Genomic DNA, 23,372 nt, shown 5'->3' with positions numbered 1-23,372 from the left:
GAGACAGCGACATTGACCCTCTATCTCGTCACCGGCGGCGCCGGCTTCATCGGGCGGGAAGTCTGCCGCGAGCTGGTGTCGCAGGGTCATCAGGTGCGCGTGCTGGATTCGCTGATCGACCAGGTGCATGGCGCCGACCAGCCGGTGGACATGCAGGGCGTGGAGCTGCGTCGCGGCGATGTGCGCGACCCGGCCGCCGTGGACTCCGCGCTGGAGGGCGTGGAGGGCGTGGTGCATCTGGCGGCCGAGGTCGGTGTCGGCCAGAGCATGTATGAGATCGAGCGCTACGTCAGCACCAATGATGTCGGCACCGCCGTGCTGCTGCAGGCGATGATCGACCGGCCGGTGCGGCGCATCGTCGTCGCCTCCTCCATGAGCGTCTATGGCGAGGGCCGCTACCGCACGCCGGATGGCCGTGCGGTGGATGACGCGCGCCGCAGCCCGCAGCAGATCGCCGAGGGCCGCTGGGGCCTGACGACGCCGCAGGGGGAGGCGCTGACGCCGGTGGCGACGGACGAGAGCAAGCCGGTGGACCTCGCCTCGATCTACGCGCTGACGAAGTATTTCCAGGAACAGGCGGTGCTGATCTTCGGCCGGGCCTATCGGCGGGAGGCGGTGGCGCTGCGGCTGTTCAACGTGTTCGGCCCGGGCCAGGCGCTGTCCAACCCCTATACCGGCGTGCTGGCCAATTTCTCCTCCCGCGTTGCGGCGGGGCAGTCGCCGACGATCTTCGAGGATGGCGAGCAGCGGCGGGACTTCGTGCATGTGCGCGATGTGGCGCGCGCCTTCCGCCTGGCGCTGGAAACGCCGCAGCTTCAGGACACCACGATCAATATCGGCAGCGGCCAGGCTTACACCATCACGCAGGTGGCGCGGATGGTGGCGCGCGCCATGGACCGGGACCTGGAGCCCGAGATCATGCACAAGGCGCGCATCGGCGACATCCGCAACTGCTTTGCCGATATCGGCCGGGCGCGCAGTCTGCTGGGCTTCGAGCCGCGCGAGGCGCTGCAGGATTCGCTGCGCGAACTGGCGGATTGGGTGGCGGCGCAGAAGGTGGTGGACCGCAATGCGGAGATGCGGCGCCAGCTGGAGATGCGGGGCCTGGTCGCATGAACAGCCCGCCCGCCTTCGGCTTCGCGGAATGGTTTCGCCCGGGGGAATACGGCCGCACCGAGCAGGCGATCGAGGCCATGGCGGCGAGCGGCGCGACGCATCTCCGCACGCACCTGTCCTGGGCCGAATATCACACCGCGGACGGCCCCGCCTGGTATGACTGGCTGCTGCCGAAGCTGGCGGCGCGGTTCGAGCTGCTGCCCTGCATCCACTACACGCCGCCATCCCTGTCCCGCACCGGCACCGCATCCGGCGCACCGCGGCGCCTGCTGGACTATGCGGACTTCGTCGATCACTGCCTGACCCGCTATGGCCGGCACTTCCGCGCCGTGGAGCTGTGGAACGAGCCGAACAACCTGCTCGACTGGGATTGGCGCGAGGACCCTGACTGGGCGCTGTTCTGCGAGATGGTGGGCGCCGCCGCCTATTGGGCGCGGCAGCGCGGCTTCACCACGGTACTCGGCGGCCCCTGCCCCTTCGATGCGCATTGGCTGCGGCTGATGGGTGAACGCGGCGTGCTGGCGGAGATCGACGTGCTCGGCCTGCATGGCTTCCCCGGCACCTGGGACAGCGAGTTCGGCAGCTGGGATGGCTGGGCGGCGCTGCTGGAACGAGCGCGCGACATCGTCGCGCCGTTCAATCCGGCGATGCGCTTCTGGCTGACGGAGGCCGGCTATGCCACCTGGCGGCACGACGAGGGCGAGCAGGCGCGCAGCTTCCTCGATGCGCTGGCCGCGCCGGCGGAGCGCCTGTACTGGTACGGCTGGCAGGATATCCCCGACACGGTGAGCGTGCAGGAGGGTCTGCGCTTCGACCAGCGCCACTACCACATGGGCGCGGTGGATGCGGAGGGCCGGCCGAAGCTGCTGGCGCGGCTGCTGACGCAGGGCGGGCCGAAGTCGCTGGCGGATACGCTGCGCCTGGGCGCACCCTCGCTGCGCCCGGCCGCACGGCCCATCGTCGTCGCCGGCGGCGCCGGCTTCATCGGCTGCAACCTGGCGGACAGCTTCCTGCGGGAAGGGCGCGACGTGGTGTTGCTGGACAATCTGAGCCGGCCGGGGGTGGAGGAGAACCTGGCCTGGCTGAAGCAGGCGCATGGGGATCGTGTGACCTGGCAGGCGACGGATCTGCGCGACGCGCCGCTGATGCGCGACGTTCTGCGCGATGCGGAGGCGGTGTTCCACCTGGCGGCGCAGACGGCGGTGACCACCAGCCTCGAATCACCGGTCGCGGATTTCGAGGTGAATGCGCGCGGCACACTGAACCTGCTGGAGGCGGTGCGGCAATCCGGCCGCCGCACGCCGGTGATCTTTGCCTCGACCAACAAGGTGTACGGCAACCTCGATGACCTCGCGATGATCGAGCATGAGGACCGCTACGTGCCGGCGGACAACGCCATCGCGGCGCAGGGCATCGCCGAGGATCGGCCGCTGGACTTCTGCACGCCCTATGGCTGCTCCAAGGGCGTGGCGGATCAGTATGTGCTGGACTACGCGAAATCCTACGGCCTGCCGACGGCGGTGCTGCGCATGTCCTGCATCTACGGCCCGCGCCAGTTCGGCACGGAAGACCAGGGCTGGGTGGCGCATTTCCTGATCCGGGCGCTGCGGGGCGAGCCCATCACCATCTATGGCGACGGCAAGCAGGTGCGCGACATCCTGCATGTGCAGGATGCCGTGGCAGCCTATCGGATGCTGCTGGATGACATCGGCATGCTGGGCGGGCAGGCCTACAACCTCGGCGGCGGGCCCGCGAACTGCGTCAGCCTGCGGATGGTGCTGCGCGAGATCGGCCGGTTGACCGGCCGGGACGTGGATCTGCGCCACGGTGCTACGCGGCAGGGCGACCAGGCCTATTTCGTCGCGGATAGCACGAAGCTGGCGCAGGCCTGCGGCTGGGCGCCACGGATCGGCTGGCGGCAGGGCCTGGCCGAACTGCATCGCTGGCTGGCCGCTCGGCACGAGGCGCCGCGGGCGAAGGCGCGGCTGATCGCATGACACCGCGCCGCGTGCTGATGACGGTCGATGCCGTCGGCGGCGTGTGGCGCTACGGCGTGGATCTTTGCCGTGCATTGAACGGGGCGGGTGTCGAGGTGCTGCTGGTCTGCCTCGGCCCGGCGCCGAATGCGGGCCAGCGGGCGGAGGTGGCGGCGCTGCGCGCCACGCATCTGCAGCTGCTGGATGCCCCGTTGGACTGGATGGTGGAGGACCCGGCGGCACTGGCCGCGCTGCCCGGGCAGCTGGAGGATCTGGCGGCAGGTTGCGACCTGCTGCACCTGAACCTGCCGACCCAGGCGGCGGGGCTTGGCGGCCGGCGTCCGGTGGTGGCCGTCTCGCATTCCTGCGTGGTGACCTGGTGGGCCATGATGCGCGGCACCCCTCTGCCGAAGGGCTGGGCCTGGCAGAAGGCGCTGAATGCGCGCGGACTGGCGCGGGCGGATGCGGTGGTGGCGCCGAGCATGTCCCATGCCGCGGCGCTGCGGGAGGCCTATGCGCTGGCCTGCCCGGTGCATGTGGTGCCGAATGCGGTGGAAGCGGCGCCGCAAGCTGCAGGATTACGGGAAAGCTTCGTCCTCGCGGCCGGGCGCTGGTGGGATGAGGGCAAGGGAGCCGCGCTGCTGGATGCGGCGGCGGCGCGCAGCACATTGCCCGTGCTGGCGGCCGGCGATTGCGACGGCCCGGGCGGGCCCGGATTCGAATTCCGCCATGCGCGCACGCTCGGCCCGCTGACGCATACGGCCTTGCGCGGGCTGATGCAGCGCTGCGCCATCTTCGCCTCGCCATCGCAGTATGAGCCGTTCGGACTGGCGGCGCTGGAGGCAGCGCAGGGCGGGGCGCCGCTGCTGCTCGCCGAGATTCCGACCTATCGCGAGATATGGGACGGCGCGGCGTTGTTCGCCAGGGACGCGCCGGGCTTCGCCGCGACGATCGACGCGCTTTTCGCCGATGCACCGCTTCGCGCGGCGCTGGGCGCCCAGGCGCGGGCGCGGGCGGAGCGTTACACCTCCGGACGGCAACTCTGCGCCCTGCTGGCCGCTTATGCATCATCTGCAGCGGCCTCATCATCATCATCCCTCGTGGACTAGCCATGCGCTTCGTCTTCTACACGCACTCCCTGGTCTCCGACTGGAACCACGGCAATGCCCATTTCCTGCGCGGCGTGATGCGGGACCTGGTGGCACGCGGGCATTCGGCGCTGGCGCTGGAGCCGGAGGATGGCTGGAGCCGGCAGAACCTGATCCGCGAAGCCGGGCCGGCGGCGGTGGAGGCCTTCGCCCACAGCTTTCCCGACCTTGAAAGCCAGGCCTATGGCGACGGCTTCGACCATGAGCGGGCGACCGCCGATGCGGATGTCGTCATCGTGCACGAATGGACCGAACCCGCCTTGGTGGCGCAGCTCGGCCGGCTCCGTCGCCGCGGCGGCGGCTTCCGCCTGCTGTTCCACGACACGCATCATCGCGCGGTGTCGGAGCGCGAGGCCATCGCCGGCATGATGCTGCAGGATTACGACGGCATCCTGGCCTTCGGCGAGACGCTGCGCCAGCGCTACCTGGAATATGGCTGGGGCGCGCGGGTCTTCACCTGGCATGAGGCGGCGGATGATTCGCTGTTCCGACCGGTGACGGCTGCGAAGGCCGCCGACCTGGTCTGGATCGGCAATTGGGGCGATGGCGAACGGACGGAGGAACTGCACCACTTCCTGATGGAGCCGGTGAAGGCGTTGTCGCTGACCGGCAATGTGCATGGCGTGCGCTACCCGGACACGGCGCTGGCGGCGCTGCGGGAATCGGGGCTGGAATATCGGGGCTGGATCGCCAATGCCGCGGTGCCCACCGCCTTCGCGCGGCATCGCGTGACCCTGCACATCCCGCGCCGCCCCTATGTGGAGGCCCTGCCGGGCATTCCCACCATTCGCGTCTTCGAGGCGCTGGCTTGCGGCATCCCGCTGATCTGCGCGCCGTGGGAGGATGCGGAGGGCCTGTTCCGCGCCGGCATGGACTACCTGCAGGCGCGCGATTCCGCGCAGATGCAGGCGCGGCTGCGCGACGTGCTGCATGACCGCGACTGCGCCCGTTCCCTGGCCGCGGCGGGGCTGGAGACGATCCAGGCGCGCCACACCTGCCGCCACCGTGTGGCGGAGCTGATGGACATCCTGCGGCGGCTGGGCATCGCAGGGACGGAGCTGGCGGCATGAAGATCGCATTCTACGGGTCCAGCCTGCTGTCCTCCTACTGGAATGGTGCCGCGACCTACTACCGGGGCCTGTTGCGCGCACTGGCCGCGCATGGCCACGAGATCACCTTCTACGAACCGGATGCCTTCGGCCGGCAACAGCACCGGGACATCGAGCCGCCCGAATGGTGCCGCGTGGTGGTGTATGAGGCGAATCCGGAGGCGCTGGCCCGGGCGGCGGTGGAAGCGCGGCAGGCCGATGTGGTGGTGAAGGCCAGCGGCGTCGGCTATGCCGATGATGCGCTGCTGGCCGGGCTGCTGGAAGCCGCGGCGCCGCACGCCATCCGCATCTTTTGGGACGTGGATGCGCCGGCGACGCTGGCCGAGCTGCACGCGGCGCCCGAGCATCCGAGCCACGCCGCGCTGAAGCGCCTGGACCTGGTGCTGACCTATGGCGGCGGCGATGCGGTGGTGGATGCGTATCGCGCGCTGGGGGCCGCGGATTGCGTGCCCATCTACAACGCGCTGGATCCGTCCACGCATCATCCGGTGGCGCCCGATGCGCGCTTCGACGCCACGCTCGGCTTCCTCGGCAACCGCCTGCCGGACCGCGAGGCGCGGGTCGAGGATTTCTTCCTCGCCGCGGCGGAGGCCCTGCCGCAGCGCGACTTCCTGCTCGGCGGTTCCGGCTGGGGCGACCGCGATCTGCCACCGAATGTGCGCGACATCGGCCATGTGCCGACCCGCGACCACAATGCCTTCAACGTGACGCCGATGGCGGTGCTGAACATCAACCGCGCCAGCATGGCGGCCACCGGCTTCTCCCCGCCCACTCGCGTCTTCGAGGCGGCGGGCGCCGGTGCCTGCCTGATCACGGATGACTGGCCGGGCATCGACCTGTTCCTGAAGCCGGGCGAGGAAATCCTGGTGGCGCGGGATGGCCGCGACGTGGCGGAGCATGTGGCGGGGCTGACGCGCGAGGATGCCGGGCGGATCGGCCAGGCGGCGCTGCGGCGGGTGCTGGCCGAACACACCTATGAAAGCCGCGCCGTGCTGGTGGATACGCTGCTGCGACGGCTGGTTGCGGACAAGGCGGCGGGGGCTGCGGCATGAGGGCGCCACGACTCGATCTGGTGGTGCTGGGCCTGTCGCTGTCCTCCTCCTGGGGCAATGGCCACGCCACGACCTTCCGGGCGCTGCTGCGCGGGCTGCATGCGCTGGGGCACCGCGTGCTGTTCCTGGAACGCGAGCAGCCCTGGTACGCGGCCAACCGCGACCTCGGCGCGCCGGATTTCTGTGCGCTGGAATTCTACGACAGCGTCGTGGATCTGGCGGCGCAGCATGCCCACGCCATCCGGGCGGCGGATGCCGTGATCGTCGGCTCCTATGTGCCGGATGGCGTGGCGGTCATCGATGCGGTGCAGGCGCTCGCCCCCGGGCGTGTCAGCTTCTACGACATCGACACGCCGGTGACGCTGGCGCGGCTGGCGCGCGGGGATTGCGCGTATATCGCGCCGCGCCAGATCCCGGTGCTTGCCACCTACTTCTCCTTCACCGGCGGGCCGACGCTGGACCGCCTGCAGGACCAGTACGGCGCGCGCCGGGCGGCGGCGCTGTATTGCTCGGTGGAGCCGGAGCACTACCGGCACACCGGCGCGGCGCCGCGCTGGGACCTCGGCTATCTCGGCACCTACAGCGTGGATCGCCAGCCGACGCTGGAGCGGCTGCTGTTGGCCCCGGCCCGCCGCCTTCCGCAGCGCCGCTTCGTGGTGGCCGGCGCGCAATATCCGGACGACATCGACTGGCCGGCGAATGTGCAGCGCATCGCGCATCTGCCGCCGGCCGAGCATCCGGATTTCTACAGCGCGCAGCGCTTCACGCTGAACGTCACCCGCGCCGACATGATCGCCGCCGGCTGGTCGCCCAGCGTGCGACTGTTCGAGGCGGCGGCCATCGGCACGCCGATCATCAGCGATGCATGGGAAGGGCTGGAGGCTTTGCTGCCCGGCGGCATCGCCATCGCCCGGACGACGGAGGAGGTCGTGGCGCTGCTGGATGCGCCGGAGGACGCCTCGCATCAGGCGATGGCGCGGCGGGCGCGGGACATCGTGCTGCGGCAACATACTGGCCAGGCGCGGGCTGGGGAACTGGCGGCGTCGTTGCGGCAGGCTGCCGCGCGGCACACCGCCGCGGTGGGGGAATAGGCGCATGCACAGGCAGGGCGCGGCGCGCTGGCGGCAGGATGAGGGCGGCGGGCCGGCGCCGGCGCGCCGCAAGCGCGTGCTGGTGGCGGGCGGTGCCGGCTTCCTCGGCTCGCATCTCTGTGCCGCGCTGCTGGCGCAGGGGCATGAGGTGACCTGCCTGGACAACCTGCTGACCGGTGTGGAGGCGAACCTCGCCCATCTTGAGGGGCCGCGCTTCCGCTTCATCCGGCACGATGTCTGCCAGGCGCTGCCGGAACCGCTATTGGTGGATGAGGTGTACAACCTGGCCTGCCCGGCATCGCCGCCGCAGTATCAGGCGGATCCGGTGCACACGATGCTGACCAATGTCCTCGGTACGCAGCATCTGCTCGCCCTTGCGGCGCGCTGCGGCGCCCGTTTCCTGCAGGCCTCCACCAGCGAGGTCTATGGCGACCCCGAGCAGCATCCGCAGCGCGAGGATTACCGCGGCCATGTCAGCAGCACCGGCCCGCGCGCCTGCTATGACGAGGGCAAGCGGGCGGCGGAATCGCTCTGCTTCGACTATCTGCGGCTGGGCCGTGCCGATGTGCGGGTGGCGCGCATCTTCAACACCTATGGTCCGCGCATGCGCGCCGATGATGGCCGCATCGTCTCCAACCTGATCTGCCAGGCCCTGGCGGGGGAGGACCTGACGATCTATGGCGATGGCACGCAGACCCGCTCCTTCTGCTACGCCACCGACCTGATCCGGGGATTGATGGCACTGATGGCCGTGCGGTCCAATCCGGACGGCCCGGTCAACCTCGGCAACCCGAATGAACAGAGCATCAGCCAGATCGCGGAGCGGGTGCTGGCGCTGACGGAATCGCGGTCCCGCATCGGTTTCCGACCGCTGCCGGTGGATGATCCGCGTCGCCGCTGCCCGGATATCGGCCGCGCACAGGACCTGCTGGGGTGGCATCCGGTGGTGGGGCTGGAGCAGGGCCTGCGGCCAACCATCGAATGGTTCGCGGCGCATCCGCCGCAGGTCGCGGCCCCGCAGGTTCCGTCCTCCGCCATCTGATCCGGCGCGCCGTGCCGCACCGGTAACGCCCGCCTGCGCTGTGCGTCCAGACGTGCGCGCCATGCCCGGTTCGTATCGACTTCGGCCATAAGCTACCCCAAGCTCTGCAATGCTTGTATCAAGCGTCGGTGCACTTGCGCCAAGATGCCATCCAGGGTGGTTGTTCTATATCCCGCCCCGCTCGCTCAATTAGTTGAACAGGTTTGCTGATTTTGGGCGGCTTGGATTTCCGAAGCCGGCTATATGTTGCGTGATCTTCGTCCCAAAAAACCAGGGTGGCCTGAATGTCTGGTGCCGGCTGCGGCGATGTCGATGCTGCGCGCCTGCAACACGCCGAACGGGCGGTTGCGGTGGTGGTTGTCGATGCCTCCGTCGGCGGTCTCGAGGCCTGCCTGACCCTGCTGCACGGGTTGCCGGCGCGCACCGGCCTCGCCATCGTGCTGTTGCTGCAGACGGAACCGGCCCTGGTCGAGGAATGCTGCGCGGCGCTGGCCGGGCAGGTCGCCATGCCGGTGCTGCCGGCCGAGGATGGCATGGCGGTACAGGCGGATGCCGTGCTCGTGGTGCCCTGGGAAGCGCCGATGGTGCTGCGCGACCGCCGGCTTAACGCCGTTGCGGAGCCGGCCGGCGACGCGCTGGAACTGCTCATGCGGAGCCTGGCGGAGACCGAGGGCGCGCGCGGCATCGCCGTGCTGCTATCGGCCGATGCCGCCCGCATCGGCGGCCGGCTGGACGCATTGCGGCAGGCCGGCGGCTGGGTCATGGCCCAGCTGCCGGAAGGCGATCCGCCGATGGACCCGGCCGATCAGGCCGACCAGGACCCGGCGCGCGGCGATGCCGACCAGGCCCTGCCCCTGGCTGTCATCGGCGGCGCGCTGGCGGCCTGGGCCGCCGGCGCCCGGCGTGCGCTGCCGGAGGACATGCTGCAGGCGATTCCGCTTCCGGTCGCGGTGCTGGATGGCCGGCGCCGGATCGTCGCCGCGAATGCCGGCTTCCGCATGGCGCTGGGCGTCACGCCGGAACGGCTGGAGGCGGCCCTGCTGGCGGCGCCACGGCTGGACGCCTTCCTGACCGCCGCGCACGGCCTGCCGGGCGAGGTCGAGGATTCCATCCTGGAAGTGGCCCAGCAGGACGGCGAAACCCGGCTTCTGAGGGTTTCCGCCCGGCGCCTGAGCGCCGACCCGCCGCGCAGCGTGCTGACGATCGAGGATCTGACGGAGCGCACGCGGCTGGCGGGGCGGCTGGAACTGGCCAAGGCGGTGGCCGAACGGGCGGATCGCGAGAAATCGCGCTTCCTGGCGGCGGCAAGCCACGATCTGCGCCAGCCACTGCAGAGCATGAGCATGCTGCACGGCCTGCTGGCGGCGAAGGCGGCGGACCCGACGCTGCTGCGCCTGATCGGGCGGCTGGACGAAACCATAGACGCCATGTCCGGCATCCTTGATGCGCTGCTCGACATCAACCGCATGGAAGTCGGGCGGGTGCATGCGGATATCGCGCCCGTGCCGGTGGGTTCGCTGCTGTCCAGCCTGGATCGGGAATTCGCCGATGCGGCGCGCGCCGCGGGTCTCGACTGGCGCATGGTGCCGAGCGATGCGGTGGTGCTGAGCGACGCGCGGCTGCTGCGGCAGATCCTGCGGAACCTGCTGTCCAACGCCCTGAAATACACCCGGCAGGGGCGCATCCTGGTTGGTTGCCGGCGGATCGGCGGGCATCTGCGGATCGAGGTCTGGGACACCGGCATCGGCATTCCGCAGGCGCAGATGCAGGCGGTGTTCGAGGAATTCCACCAGATCAGCAACACCGCGCGGGCACGCAGCCAGGGGCTGGGACTTGGCTTGGCCATCGCGCGGCGCCTCGCCAACCTGCTGGGCCACCCTATCGGCGTCCGGTCGCGGGAACATGCCGGGTCATGCTTCCATGTCGACCTGCCGCTGGCGCAGGGGGCGGCGCTGCTGCCGCAGGACATGCCGCCGCCACCGAGCGAGGCGGCGCGCATCCTGGTGATCGAGGATGACCGGGCGGTGGCCGACGCGCTGCGCATGCTGCTGCAGGAGCAGGGGTACCTGGTCTCGGTGGCCTTCGAAGGGTCCCGCGCCATCGCGCTCGCCGTCGAGAATCCTCCGGCGCTCGTCATCACCGACTACAACCTTCCGGGTAATTTCAGCGGGGTCGATCTGACCCTGCAGTTGCGCCAGGTGCTGGCGGCGCCGCCGGCGGCCATCATCCTGAGCGGCGATACCTCCGCCCGCACCCGGCAGGAGATCGGCCTGCTCGATGTCGAGCATTCACCGAAGCCGATCCGCGCGGACGACCTTCTGGCGCGCGTGCGCCGGCTTCTGGCGGCGCGCACGCCGGCGCCGGATGTCGGCGAGGCGGTCGGGCCAGACGCGGACGCCTTCGATGTCGCGGATGAGGATGCGGATGAGCCCGCGCCCGATGCCGCATCCGCTGATGAGCCTGTTGCGGCGCCAGCGAATGGAGCCGGCACGGCGGGTGGCAACGGGTTTGCCAGGGGCGCCGCGGCCCAGCCGGAAGCGACCGGCAGCCAGGTTGCCGATACCCAGATCAACGGCCCGCGGGTGACGGGCCAGGTCTTCATCGTGGATGATGACGCGACCCTGCGCCGCGACACGGCGGAGTGGCTGGCGGCGAACGGGCTTGCGGTGGAGAGCTTCGCAACCGCGGAAGCCTTCCTGCAGGCGGACCATCCGGCCCGCCGTGGCTGCGTGCTGGTGGATGCCGTGATGCCGGGGATGGATGGTGTCGCGCTGCTCGCCGCGCTGCGGCCGCATGCGCAGCGCCTGCCGGCCATCATGGTGACCGGCCATGGCGATGTCCGCATGGCGGTGCGCGCGATGACGGCGGGAGCGATGGACTTCATCGAGAAGCCGATCGTGCGATCCGACCTTCTGCGCAGCATCGCCACCGCCAGTGCGCGCATCTCGCAGTCGATCGGGGAAGCGGCGATCCGGGCGGAAGTGGCAGCGCGGCTGGAAAAGCTGACGCCGCGGCAGCGCCAGATCCTGGATCGCGTGATCGCCGGTTCTCCCAGCAAGATCATCGCGGCGGAGCTGCGGCTGAACCAGCGCACGGTGGAAAATCACCGCGCCGCGATCATGGCGAAGATCGGCGCGCGGTCCTTGCCGGAGCTGATCCGCAAGGTGGTCTCCGCAGGCAATCAGCAGGGCTGATACTGCAGCAAATGTTGCGCCAGCGATCCGCGCGAGGCCCGCGCATCCGGCTGATCTCGCCGTGCGGGATCAGTGAGGCACCGCTGCCGATGGCCTGGGTGGTCAGCCTCGTTTCGCCGTGCTGCGGCACGGCGAAACGCTTCCAGATCGGTCTCCCGTGCCGCGCCAGTTTGTCAGGCGTTACCGCCTGACGCGTGGTGCCTTACTCGACCGATCCGCCGGCCGATTGCAGCGGCTGGCCACGGGCGACGGCGCGGGCGAATGCCATCAGGGCGCTGCGGCGGCGCGGATCGCTGATGGTGGAGAACACCTGCACCAGCTCGACCAGCTCATCAGTCGCGCCTTCGATGAAATCGACCATCGGCTCCGGACGCGGGGAGGCGCTGCCGACCAGCGCCTCCGGCCGCACGCCGAGTGCCGTGGCGATGCCCAGCAGCCGGCTCGTTGCGATGCGCGTCGCACCGGTCTCATAGCGATGGAATTGCGCACCCGTCACGCCGACGATATCGGCGATCTCCTTCTGGGTCCGTCCGGCTGCGCGACGAAGTTCCTTGATGCGGCTGCCGACGCTCGCATCGGCGGAGGTCGGCGAACGATTGCCCGGCGTCGCGACAACCGGCTCGGACTCCGCCGTATCGAGATCGGACAGACCTTGCGGGCGGCCCTCGATAGCGACGATCCGGGAAGGCGGGGTGGGGGATTTTGCCATGCCGTGCATCTTCTTGGGTCCTTGGACAAGGCGGCGTGGCCGCATGGGGAGGCGACGGGGGCCGCGGGGGCACTCAATTGCGGGATGTCTCGCCGGACAAGCCGGTTCGCACCTGCTGATGCCGCCTGCCCTTCTCGGACCGGACCGCGATCAGCCCCGCGCTTGCATCCGCCTACAGCCGTTTGCACCCTTGTGGCAGGACCGGAAAATACTCACGTAAAGAACAGCGGCAGGTGCCACGCACGGGAAGATTGTGCGCGGCACGCTGCATTTTGTCTCGTTCTCCTGGCCTAGAACTGCAGAAAGACATCGCCGCTCGAGAGCAGCGGCGTCACGCCGTGCAACTCGGTGCCGTTCAACGACAGGTGATCGACGTACAGATTCCGGTCTGCCGCGGCGTTGCCGCCCCATGCATCGTTAAGGAAGCGCACGCCCAGCACGTCGTTGCCATCGCCGAAGGTTCCGAGGATCTCATAGATCTCGACGGCGCCTTCGGCATGCGAGGCCTGCACGGTCCGCGTACCGCCGAGCTGCTCGCCGTTCAGGAACAGGATGAACTGCGCATCCCCCTGCCACGCGTCCTGCGAGACCGCGAGGCGCAGCTTGTCTTCGCCTGCGCCCAGCGTCTGCACCGGCGTGAGCGACGGCGAGGCGGCCGCCGTATCCGCGGTGAAGTCGAAGCTCGCCGAACCGTTGTTGGTCAGGGACACGGATTGGTCGAGATCGGTGCCGTTGATCGACAGGAAGTCGACGTGGAGGTTCCGGTCGGCCGCCGCATGGCCACCCCACGCATCGTTGATGAATGTGATGCCGAGCTTGTGCAACCCGCCGGTGAAGTCACCGGTGATCGTGACCTGCTCCGTCTCACCCTGCGCGTGGACCGCATCCGCCACGCGGATGCCGCCGATCCGTTCGCCATCCAGCGTCAGCACGTATTGTGCATTGCCCTGCCAGGCGTCGCCGGAGATGCCGATGGTCAGCACATCCTGCTGCGGCGCGACCGGTGCGGGTGTGGCGGGTGGCGGCGTTACGACCGGCGGTGTTACGACCGGCGGCGTTACGACCGGCGGCGTCGCGACCGGCGGCGTCTGCGCCGTGGTTGCGGCCGCATCGAGGTCGAAGGCGACCTCGCCCTTGTTGAACAGCCCGCGCGAATGGCCGGTCTCGACGCCGTCCACCAGTACGGCTTCGACATGCAGGTTGCGGTCGGTTTCCGCCGAGCCACCCCAAGCGTCGTTCAGGAAGGCGACCTGCACCACATGGGGCTGGCCCGCCGCGAACTCGCCGAGTTCGTAGCGTGCGCCGCCCTGGCTGTGCTGCGCGGAAACGCTGCCGCGGAAAACCTCGACGCCATCCACCTTTACGACCGCCATGGGATCGCCGGACCAGCTTTCCGCGCCGAGCACCACCGCGAGCGCGACCAGCGCAGGCTCCGGCGCCGGTGCCGGCGTCCCCGGCAGTTCCACCGATGGCAGTTCCACCGGGGGAAGCTCCACCGGGGGAAGCTCCACCGGCGGCAATTCGACCGTCACCTTGCCAGGCGCGGCGATGGCATAGGTCGGGTCGCGGGTGTAGTCGGCGGGGGTGGAGAAGGGCGCCTTCTCGGCGATCAGCAGCTCATAGGCCTGCTTGGCCTCGGCCGAGCCGGTGATCTCATAGATCCCGGCCAGCGTCGCCAGGGCGAGCTGCGCGTAGTCGCCCTCGCTGCGCGCCCAGCCCGAGTCGCCGTTGCTCCAGCCGAGTGCCTCGGTCTGCGCGCCGATCTCCGCCCAGCTGGTGTAGATGCGGCCGCTCTGCGGATCGCTGGTGGCGATCAGGTAGGCGGCGCCGTCGCGGGCCTCGAAGCCCTGATCCTCCGACATGAAGCGGCCGACCAGGAAGTTGGTCTGCCATTCCAGGAACGTCCTGGCGTCCGCGTTGCCGTTGCGGGTGGCGGCGATGACGGTGGAGGCGAAGTAGTCCTGCTGCCAGGGCGGCATCGCGCCGGGGGTGCCGTAATCGCCCGGCACCCAGCCATGCGATTCCCCCTGCATCGCGGTCCATTCGGGAATCTTGGAGACGAGCCACGCGTAGTTGGCGTCCGAGGCCTCCTGGAAGAAGGCCTGCTCGGCGCTGCCGTCCGGGCTGACGCGGGCGGCCTCATCCACCTGGCGGAGCGACCAGGCGGCGGCGCGGACCTGGCTGCCGTCGATGACGTTGTCGTTGCCATCGCCGCGCGGATCGGGCCAGTAGGACAGGATCGACCACACCGCCTGGGCCTGGAGGTTGTCCAGCATCCAGCGCTCGCCGGTCATCAGGTAGGGCACGTAGGACAGGTCGGGCTGGTGCGCCGCGTCGGTATGCCAGCCGGTCTGGCCATCCACCTGCTGGGTCAGGCCGGTGGAGTTGGCATCGCCCGGCGTGCCGGTGCCGCCGCGGGCGTCCAGCCACAGCTTCGGATAGGCGTCGGTGTTCAGCCAGGTGCCGTTCTCGGCGTCCCAGAAGTGCCACGGCACGGCGCTGGCGGCTTCGGCCTGGCCCATCGCATAGGCCGCGGCGCGGGCATCCTGCGTCAGCAGCCAGACGGTGTTGGGCAGCGTGGTGAAGCCGATGTCCGGGCGCCCGCCGGTGCCCGGCATGTAGGTGGTGACGCCGTTGGCATCGAGCGGCTCGTCCCAGCCCGCCGCCTTGATCGCGTTGGCATAGCCGTTCAGCAGGCTGGGATTGACCGACTGGTCCAGGTCGTAGCGCGCGACGGCGCCGGCATCCTGCAGCCAGGCGATGTCGTGCTGAATGTTGAGCCAGCCCTGCGCCGGGCTGCCGATGCCCTGGCCGCCATCATGCGTGTTGCTGGCGAAGCCCTGGTGCCAGTTCTGGTACTGGCCCTGGTCCAGCGTTTCCTGCGCCGCGACCTTGCCGTCCATGGTGACGGTGACGTCGTACTGGACGCGGCCGCCGCTGGCCTGCATCGCCTGGTCGTTGTTGAACTGGGCTTCCACCGCGAAGCCGCCGCCCTTGAAGACGGCCACGTCGAAGACCATCCGCTGCGAGCCGGGCAGGTCGATCTCGACCCGCGCCTCGCTGGTCAGGGCGCCCTGCTGCCAGAAGCTGGCGCTGCCATCGGCCAGCGCGGCGCGCAGTTCGGCCAGCACGTCCACCTGCAGCGTGGCGCCGCCCTGGATGGCGATGTCCACCGTGAAGCTGTGGCCCGTCAGGCCCTGCGCCAGGTCGAGCGCCGGAGGCGCGGAGGCTGTGGAGACGGCGGCCAGGACGAGATCGACCGACTCGCCGGCGGCCAGCGCGGGGCGCTGCACGGCCAGCACGGCCATCTTCACCGAACCGTCCTCATAGCGGGTCTTCACGTCCATCTGGACGGGCAGGGCGGTCCCTCCCTGCTGAGCCACGAGACTGGCGCCGGCGGGCACCTCGCCCTGCTGGAACACCTGGCCGAAGGTGGCGATACCGGCCGCCAGCGGGCCGCCGCCCGCATTCTGAAGGACGAGACCGTGGGTTGAATCAGACATACGCAACTCCCTCGGCGCCGAGAAAACCGACGCATCCACCACCGGAAGTTGCATCATATCTGCGCGAAGATTGATTAAAATTACGAAAGGAAGGGCCGGTATGCAGTAAGATAAAGTCGTCCAAGATCGATCTCGGTAATTTGAAAGCCGGGAGGTGTAAGCTTATGTATGGATCCATACCGGTTCAGCAACAGAATGAACACCAGAATTGCGCATATTTGGAAGTACCCCCGCTGTAGTATGATACATGAATAGTTACGACGCTCCGCTCCGGCCGCATTCTGACCGTGTTTGTGGCGAGGTGATGGCTGCGCGCCGGTTCCCTGAAATCCCATCGTTCCTGAACACGAAGCAGGGGGGTGGCGTGCGCGACGTGGCCGGCTGCAGGGGCAGGCCGGGGCCGCCCAAGCGGCCTCACCGCACAACCTGTGCGCTTAAGGGGCGAATTCGCCGTGGCTGCTGCAGGAACGGGATGGGGTTGCGGCGTCAAGCTGCCCGATCTGGCAGCGCGCGAACCACGCCGGGTACAACCATGCGGCGCAGCCGGCAGCGACCCGGTGCCACAGGACCGGGCGCGGCCGAGGCTGCGGGGATCAGCCTTCGATCAGGGCCGCGTAGGCCTGGAACATCGCTTCCTCGCTGAAATCCAGCACGGCGCGGGACCGGTTGGCGGCGCCGATGTTGCGCCGCCGGGCCGGCTCCTCCAGCAGCGTCGCCAGGGCGATGGCGAAATCCGCATCGTCGCGCGGGGTCACGAAGGGGCGGTTCTGCGCGGCCACCATCTCCGCCACGTCACCCACATCGGTGGCCGCCACGGCCAGGCCGGTGCCCATCGCCTCCAGCACCGAGAACGGCATCTGCTCGGTGTCCGAGGTCAGGGCGAAGACGTCGAAGGACCGGTAGGCGGCTGCCGGGTCCGGCACATGGCCGGCGAAGGTCACCCGTTGCTCCAGCCCCAGCGAGGCCGTCAGCGCCTGCAGCCGGGCGCGGTCCGGGCCGTCGCCGATGATCGCCAGGTGGAAGGCGGTGCGCCGCCGCGCCAGCAGCGCGCAGGCACGCAGCAGGCGGTCCAGCGCCTTCTCCGGCCGCAGCGCGGCCACGGTGCCGATCAGCGGTACCGCGCCCTGTCCGTGCCCCGGAACCGGGCAGGCCACCGGTCCGTCCGGCCGGAAGCGGTTCAGGTCCAGCCCGTTCGGGATGTAGCGCAGCGCGGCCTCCGGCAGCTTCCACTCGTGCTGCGCCAGCCGCTGCAGGGTCAGGGAGGGCAGCACCACGGTGCTGCCGCGCAGCGCCCAGCGCCGGGCCAGCACGCGGCGGCGGAACTGGCGCTCCGCCTCCTCCGGCCCGAAGCCGTCCTCGATGTGGATGTGGCGCAGCCCGGGCACGGCGTGGCGGGCGATGGCCCAGTCCATGCTGCCCCAATTGCCGGTCACCAGCACATCCGGCCGCAGCCGCCGCAGCAGCGCCTGGATGTCCCACAGCTTGCGCGCCAGCCCGGCCGCGCCGGTACCGCGGGACGCGGGGGGGTCCAGCAGCGTGAAGGGCACCTGCGGGCCGATTCGCGCGGCGCAGGCGCCATTGCCATCCAGCGGCACCACCACGTGCCGCCAGCGGGCGCGGAAGCGGTTCGCCAGCGCCGCGAAGCGCACCTGAGCGCCACCCACGGCGAAGCTCGGGAAGACATGCATCACCAGCGGGCTGCCGGTGCTGGCCTGCCCGGCCTGGCCCGCCTGGCTGGAGCCGGCCCGCGCCACGGCATCGGGGAACTGCTCGGCCAGCCGGGGCTGGGAGAAGGCAGGCATCCTCATGCCAGCGACCCCCGCGCGATTTCACCGGCCGCGCCGCGCGGCCGCAGCGCCGTACGCTCCGCCTCCGCAATCGCCACGACGCGGCGGGCATTGCCGGCCCAGGTCAGGTCGCGCGCCAGGATCTGCGCCCGGGCCGCGTCGCCCAGCCGCTGCCGCAGCGTGGCATCCTGCGCCAGCCGCGCCACGGCGCCCCAGAAGGCGCCCGGCGCGGCGGGATCGAACAGCAGCGCGGTTTCGCCATCGCGCAGCACCTCCCGCAGGTTGGGCTGGTCGGGGGCGACGATCGCGCGGGCAGCGGCCATGTATTCAAAGACCTTCAGAGGAGAGGCATAGGGCACCGCGGCCGGTTGCAGGGCGATGTCGAAGCCGGCGACCAGGGCCGGCACCGCATGCCGTGCCGCCAGGCCGGTGAAGCGCACGCGGTCGGCGATACCAAGTTCGGCCGCGAGCTTTTCCAGCCCCGGCCGGGCCGGGCCATCGCCCACCACCACCAGCGACAGGGGCCGGTCGCCGCGCCAGGCGGCAATGCCATGCAGCGCCTTGTCCAGCCCGTGCCAGTCCCGCACGAAGCCGACGAAGCCGAGCACCAGCGCGCCCGAGTCCGGAGCACCCTCCCGGCGCGCCGCGGGTTCGGGGAAATCCGCCAGGTCGATGCCGTTCGGCACCACGGTGATGCGGCCGGGTGGCACGCCGGCATCCGCGACGCGGCCGGCCAGCACCTCCGTCACCGGCAGCACGCGATGCGCGCCGCGCCAGGCGAAGCGTTCGATCCAGGCGGAGAGCCGGGGCAGGCCGAGGCCGCCGAAGCGGGCGCGTTCCTCCGCCAGCGGCGCATTCACCTCCAGCAGCAGCGGCACGCCGCGGGTGCGGGCCACGATGCGGCCGGCCACGTGGTACAGATTGGCGCGTTCGTAGATCACGTCCGGCTTGAAGGCGGCCGCGGCGCGGTGCAGCCGCCAGGTGGCGGGCACCGCATAGGCAATCTCCGCCAGCGCCTGCGCCCAGGCCGGCAGCAGGCGGCGCAGCCGCGCTAGGCCGGCGCTTTCGCCGCCCAGTTCGGCCTTGTCATAGCCGGCCGGGCCGGTGACCTGCACCACATGCCCGTCGGCACGCAGCGCGGCCACCATGGCGTCCAGATGCACGCCCTGCCCGTCGCGGGACCGGATGCGGTGGCTGTAGAGAATCCTCATCGGCCGAACCATCCCGCCAATCCATTGCGCGCCACGGCCAGCAATCCGAGCGGATGGCCCGGATGCGCCAGCACCAGGCCGATGCGCTGCCGCCGCGCCGCCACCCACAGGCTTTTGTAGGCATCGTCGCCGCGCCCGAAATCCAGATGCTGCACGGCTTCCTCCTCGATCAGGTGGCGGATCATCATTGCGGTCAACGCGGTACCGGGGGATGCGGCGCGGCTGGCCTCGACATGCGCCAGCTTCAGCAGCCAGGCGCGACCGCCGGAGACCAGCCAGTACTGCGCCGCGACCGCCTGCCCCGCCGCATCCCGCAGCAGCGCCAGGCGCAGCGCGCCCTGCGCGGCGGCGCCGCGCATCAAAGCCGGGTCGAAGGCCGGGAAGGGCTCCGCCGGCTTCCAGCTTCGCGCATGCACGTCGAGGTAGCCGGCGATCCCGGCCTCCAGAGCCGGGCCTGGCTCGCGCAGCATCTCGAAGCGGAAATCGCGGCGCGCCCGGTCCAGCTTGCGGCGCACCGTGGTCCGCAGCGCGGGCGGGCGCGCGGCCAGGTAGCCGGCCCAGCCGGCGCCCGGTGCCAGCGCCTCATGCCAATTGCCGAAATGCCGGTAGCGCTGCACGGCGATGCCAGCCGACTGCAGCCCCTCCAGCCAATCCTCCAGCCCCGGCGCATCCTCTGCCAGTGCCTCCAGCCGGGCCGGAGCGCGGAAGCGCAGCGCGGCACCGAAGCTGGCGCCGGAAGTGGCGAGCATGGCAGCGGGCGCATCCGGCGCCACAAGCGGGCGCCAGGCCAGGGAATAGGGGGTGGTGAGGCTGCGGAGGCTGCCGCCGGCGCCGCGCTGCAACGGCAGCAACGCCAACTCCTCCGCGCACAGGCCGAGCAGCGGGCTGGCGCCCGGCGGCAGGGCGTGCGCCAGCGTCGTGTCGTACCACAGGCGGGTGGCGAAGATGTCCCCGGCATCGACCGGCTGCAGGAAGCGGTCGCACCAATCCGGCAGGCGAGCTTCCGTCAACGGCAACAGGCGCAGCGGTGCCGGCCGCGGCCTCGGGCCGGGGCTGAGGGGCCCGTCATGGAGGGGCCCGTTGCGGTACGGCCGCGTGGCGCCGCCATGTGCCCCGTCTGGGCTCAAGGGGTGGCCTGACCTGGCGCGGGACGGCGATGCCGCAGGTGGGGGCGCATGGGCAAGCAGATCCTCGGTCGGTAACGGTGCAGGTGCCGGATAGGGCGTGGCGACCGCCGGGGCACCATCGGCGCGGCCGGCGGGTGGCAGGTTCACGTGACCGGGATGCAAGCCGCTTGCCATGGAATTTTTCATTTCAGAACAGTGCGCTGTCCGTAGCTTCCGGCAGCAGGGGATGGTGCTGTAAGGCGCTTCGACAGCCCTGGTCATGGCGCCCACCCGTCGCGCAGCGCGTAGAACGCGCGCCCGGCCCATTCGTGCAGGGCGAACCAGCTTTCCGTCAGGTGGTCGGCACGCGGCAGCAGTGCCGCCGGCTCCAGCACCGGTGCGTGGCTGCGCCGTACCGGCGCCGGGCGCACGGGGAAGTGCTGCCGCGCGAAGGCGCCCTGGGCCCGGGGCATGTGCCAGCCCTGCGTCACCAGCCAGGCTGCGGCGACGCCATCCGCCCGCAGCAGCGCGGTCGCGAAGGCCGCATTCTCCCGCGTATCGGCGGCGCGCGCCTCCACCCAGCGCGCCGGGACGCCGAAATCCGCCTCCAGGCTGCGCGCCATCAACCGCGCGAGCGGCGGCTGGCCGGCGGAAAGCGTGCCGCCGGTAACCAGGATCGGCAGCCCGCTTTCCCGGTGCAGCGCGGCACCGGCACGCAGGCGTTCCAGCGTCAGCAGCCCGACCTCCGCACCCTGGAGGCCCTGCGCCATGTCCCCGCCGAGGATGATGATGGCGCCGGGCTCTTCACCCGACGCTTCACCGGGCGCCGCATCCAGCGAATGGATCAGCAGCCCGGCGACCAGCGGCGTCGCCAGCAGCAGCACGCCGAAGCTGCAGGCGGCCGCCAGCAGACCCGCCCAACCGCTCCGCGACGCTGCCCAGCCGCTGTGCGGCCCCGCCTGTCGCCGCGCCCGGTTCGCCGCCAGCAGCCCAGCCAGCAGCGCCAGCAGCACCAGCGCCAGGGGCGGCAGCAGCAGCGGCGCGAGTGCGTTCTGAAGCTGGTTCATGCCCTGGTCAGCGTGGCCGGGCGCGGCGGCGCCGGCTGGCTGCCGCGCACTTCCCGCCAACTGCCGAAGCGGCCGCCGGCTTCCTCCCGGAAGAAGGCGTAGAAGGCATCCAGCCAGCCCAGGAAGCGTTCGAGCTGTGCCGCATCCCGCACATAGGGGGTGTTGCCGGGAGCGAGGGAGGGCGAGTGGTAGGTCAGCACGAACACCCGATGGCCATGCGCCAGCATGTGCCGGGTCAGCCGCTTGGCTTCCTCCAGCGTCATGCCCTCCGGGCTCAGCCGGATGCGTTCCAGCAGCCCGAGCCGGGCCAGCGCACCGCCCATGTGCAGGCGCTGCCCGGTCGGCCCGAACAGCAGCGGCGCAAGCCGTTCCGCCCGCGTGCCGGCCAGCCGGCCGACCAGCGCGGCGGAGACCGGGATCTCGACCAGCGTGCGGTCGCGGTCCGCCCAGTAGGGCCGCGCCGAGAAGGCCCAGTTGCCGGCCGGCCCGCCCGCCACGCCGCCCGGCGGCCAATGCGGGGTGACGCTGCTGTCGGCCATGTAGCCCAGCGACTTCAGGATATCCGCGGTGCGCGGCCCGGCGCCGAAGCGCCCGGTGCGGTAGATGCGCGGCACCGTGCCGAAGGCCTCCGCCAGCGTGTCCGTCAGGCAGCGCGCCTTGGCCAGTTCCAGGTCCACCGGCAGGTTGCCGGCATAGCTGTTGCGCTCATTCACCTCCTCGGCGAAGGGCGGTGTCACCCAGGGGTGCATCTGCGCGCCGATCTCGCAGGCGCCGGAGGCGAGCAATTCGCGCAGCGGCGCGCGGCCGGCATCCTGCGTCGCCACCGGGTAGTCCACCAGGTACAGCGGCACCACGCCGTGCCGTTCGAACACCCGGTGAGCCAGCGCCTGCGCCGCCATGGAGGTGACATCCGGCGCATCCCGGCGGAACGGGCCGGACCAGTCGAAGGCCTCCTCCGCATCCACCATCGTGATCAGCAGCGGCTGGGCTTCCGCTGGCGCCGGCACCGGCAGGTGGAAGCGGCGGTCGAGCACGGAAGCGTTGGCGCCGAGCCGGGTTTCCTCCGGTGGCAGCGGCGGCGCCTTGACGCCGTAGACGGACAGGTAGCGCTGCGCCACGCCGCGCATGCCGAAGCGCGCCCGTGCCAGCTTGCGGCCCTCCGCGCCGATCCGCGCGCGCAGTTCCGCATCGGCGGCAAGGCGATTGACGGCGGCCACGTAGCCATCCTCGTCGGTGAACAGGTAGCCGGTCTCGTCCGGCCGCACGAAGCTGTCATTCACACCGGGCAGGTGGCGCACCACCACGGGCAGGCCATGCGCCATCGCCTCCGGCACCACCGTGCCGAAGCCTTCGAGGTGGGAGCCAAAGACCAGCACGTCGGACGCGGTGAAATAGGGGTGCGGGTCGCGCTGCTCGCCGGCCAGGATGACGCGGTCCTGCAGCCCGAGGCGCGCCATCTCATCCTCGATCGCCCAGAGATGCGCTTCCTCCAGCACCGGGCCGACCAGCAGCAGCCGCACATCCGGCCGCGCCGCCAGGATGCGCGGCAGGGCGCGCACCAGGAACAGCGGGTCCTTGCGCGCGCCGAGGCCGCCGACGAACAGCAGCACCAGCTCCTCCGCCCCGATGCCGAGCTCGGCGCGCAGCCGGGCTCGGCCATCCGGCGGCACCACGGGGATGCTGACGCCGCAGGGAATCAGGTGACAGCGCGCGGGGTCCGCGACGCTGCGGGTTTCCGCATCCAGCTTCGGGCTGATGCTGATGAAGCCGTCGAACAGCCGGAAGCCGCGCATCGCCCATGGACGCAGGCTGGGGCGGTACTGGCCGACCAGCACCGGTACGCTGTCATCCAGCGTGGCGGAGATCACCAGCCGGCGCCGGGCCAGGCGGGCCAGCAGGTAGGTGAGGAAATACCAGTCCGCATGGGTGCGGACATGCACCGTGTCGTAGCGGTGCAGGTTCGTCAGGAACCACGCCACCATCCGCAACTCCCGCTGCAGCGTGCCGAGCGGGCGATCCGCCAGGTAGATGATGCGGCCGAGGGTGGAACAGGCGGCCGGATCCTCCGCCGGGCGCGGCGTATGCGTCACCAGCAGGTCGTGCCCGACCTCCGGCGCGATTTCCTGCATCACCGCGCTGGAGCGTTCCAGGAAGACGCCTTCGCCGGTGAAGGCGGGGCGGTAGTATTTCAGCACATGCAGCACCCGGCGCGGGCGCCGCGGCGCAGCCGGCTGCTTTTCGGTCGTGCTCATGCGCCGGCC

15 protein-coding genes are annotated in these 23,372 nt (G+C 70.6%); 8 read left to right on the top strand and 7 right to left on the bottom strand.

What is annotated here, in order from left to right; genetic code table 11:
- Positions 1-12: 12 nt before the first annotated feature.
- From HB662_RS11760 to HB662_RS11725, 8 genes are all read left to right on the top strand, one after another.
- A complete protein-coding gene (locus HB662_RS11760; protein WP_168049894.1) occupies positions 13-1,116 on the top strand; it encodes an NAD-dependent epimerase/dehydratase family protein in 1,104 nt (367 codons plus the stop codon).
- Positions 1,113-3,113, top strand: a complete 2,001-nt coding sequence (locus tag HB662_RS11755) for a TIGR03862 family flavoprotein (protein ID WP_168049893.1) — start codon at positions 1,113-1,115, stop codon at positions 3,111-3,113. Before HB662_RS11760 ends, HB662_RS11755 begins: the two co-directional genes overlap by 4 nt.
- Positions 3,110-4,201, top strand: coding sequence for a glycosyltransferase family 4 protein (locus HB662_RS29705; RefSeq protein WP_209443241.1), 1,092 nt, complete (start codon positions 3,110-3,112; stop codon positions 4,199-4,201). Before HB662_RS11755 ends, HB662_RS29705 begins: the two co-directional genes overlap by 4 nt.
- 2 nt (positions 4,202-4,203) lie before the next feature.
- Positions 4,204-5,310, top strand: coding sequence for a CgeB family protein (locus HB662_RS11745; RefSeq protein ID WP_168049892.1), 1,107 nt, complete (start codon positions 4,204-4,206; stop codon positions 5,308-5,310).
- On the top strand, positions 5,307-6,401 hold the full coding sequence (locus HB662_RS11740; RefSeq protein WP_168049891.1) for a CgeB family protein: 1,095 nt from the start codon (positions 5,307-5,309) through the stop codon (positions 6,399-6,401). Before HB662_RS11745 ends, HB662_RS11740 begins: the two co-directional genes overlap by 4 nt.
- Entirely contained in the window at positions 6,398-7,492 is a 1,095-nt protein-coding gene (locus tag HB662_RS11735; protein ID WP_168049890.1) for a CgeB family protein, read from the top strand. Before HB662_RS11740 ends, HB662_RS11735 begins: the two co-directional genes overlap by 4 nt.
- Positions 7,493-7,496: 4 nt before the next feature.
- Positions 7,497-8,534 carry a UDP-glucuronic acid decarboxylase family protein gene (locus HB662_RS11730; protein WP_168049889.1) on the top strand — a complete coding sequence of 346 codons (1,038 nt, stop codon included), beginning with the start codon at positions 7,497-7,499 and terminating at the stop codon, positions 8,532-8,534.
- A gap of 284 nt (positions 8,535-8,818) precedes the next feature.
- Positions 8,819-11,728: a response regulator gene (locus HB662_RS11725; RefSeq protein WP_168049888.1), complete on the top strand. Its 2,910-nt coding sequence runs from the start codon at positions 8,819-8,821 to the stop codon at positions 11,726-11,728.
- Positions 11,729-11,930: 202 nt separating this feature from the next.
- On the opposite strand, the gene HB662_RS11720 is transcribed toward HB662_RS11725, so the two are convergent.
- From HB662_RS11720 to HB662_RS11690, 7 genes are all read right to left on the bottom strand, one after another.
- Complete coding sequence (locus HB662_RS11720) at positions 11,931-12,437, bottom strand: helix-turn-helix domain-containing protein (RefSeq protein WP_168049887.1); 507 nt, start codon at positions 12,435-12,437, stop codon at positions 11,931-11,933.
- Positions 12,438-12,727: 290 nt separating this feature from the next.
- The gene (locus HB662_RS11715; protein WP_168049886.1) at positions 12,728-15,940 is read right to left on the bottom strand and encodes a carbohydrate-binding domain-containing protein; all 3,213 of its coding nucleotides are present in this window, start codon (positions 15,938-15,940) and stop codon (positions 12,728-12,730) included.
- A gap of 593 nt (positions 15,941-16,533) precedes the next feature.
- Positions 16,534-17,748: a glycosyltransferase family 4 protein gene (locus HB662_RS11710; RefSeq protein ID WP_168049885.1), complete on the bottom strand. Its 1,215-nt coding sequence runs from the start codon at positions 17,746-17,748 to the stop codon at positions 16,534-16,536.
- On the bottom strand, positions 17,745-18,938 hold the full coding sequence (locus HB662_RS11705) for a glycosyltransferase family 4 protein (protein WP_168049884.1): 1,194 nt from the start codon (positions 18,936-18,938) through the stop codon (positions 17,745-17,747). The genes HB662_RS11710 and HB662_RS11705 overlap by 4 nt, the downstream gene beginning before the upstream one ends.
- On the bottom strand, positions 18,935-19,948 hold the full coding sequence (locus HB662_RS11700; protein ID WP_168049883.1) for a GNAT family N-acetyltransferase: 1,014 nt from the start codon (positions 19,946-19,948) through the stop codon (positions 18,935-18,937). Before HB662_RS11700 ends, HB662_RS11705 begins: the two co-directional genes overlap by 4 nt.
- 374 nt (positions 19,949-20,322) lie before the next feature.
- The gene (locus tag HB662_RS11695) at positions 20,323-21,111 is read right to left on the bottom strand and encodes a YdcF family protein (protein ID WP_168049882.1); all 789 of its coding nucleotides are present in this window, start codon (positions 21,109-21,111) and stop codon (positions 20,323-20,325) included.
- The gene (locus HB662_RS11690; protein WP_168049881.1) at positions 21,108-23,363 is read right to left on the bottom strand and encodes a glycosyltransferase; all 2,256 of its coding nucleotides are present in this window, start codon (positions 23,361-23,363) and stop codon (positions 21,108-21,110) included. The genes HB662_RS11695 and HB662_RS11690 overlap by 4 nt, the downstream gene beginning before the upstream one ends.
- Positions 23,364-23,372: the final 9 nt, after the last annotated feature.

Origin of the sequence: Falsiroseomonas frigidaquae (assembly GCF_012163145.1) — a bacterium.
Taxonomy (GTDB): domain Bacteria; phylum Pseudomonadota; class Alphaproteobacteria; order Acetobacterales; family Acetobacteraceae; genus Falsiroseomonas; species Falsiroseomonas frigidaquae.
The sequence above is the reverse complement of the archived record's forward strand: the minus strand, read 5'-3'. Positions and strand labels throughout refer to the sequence as shown.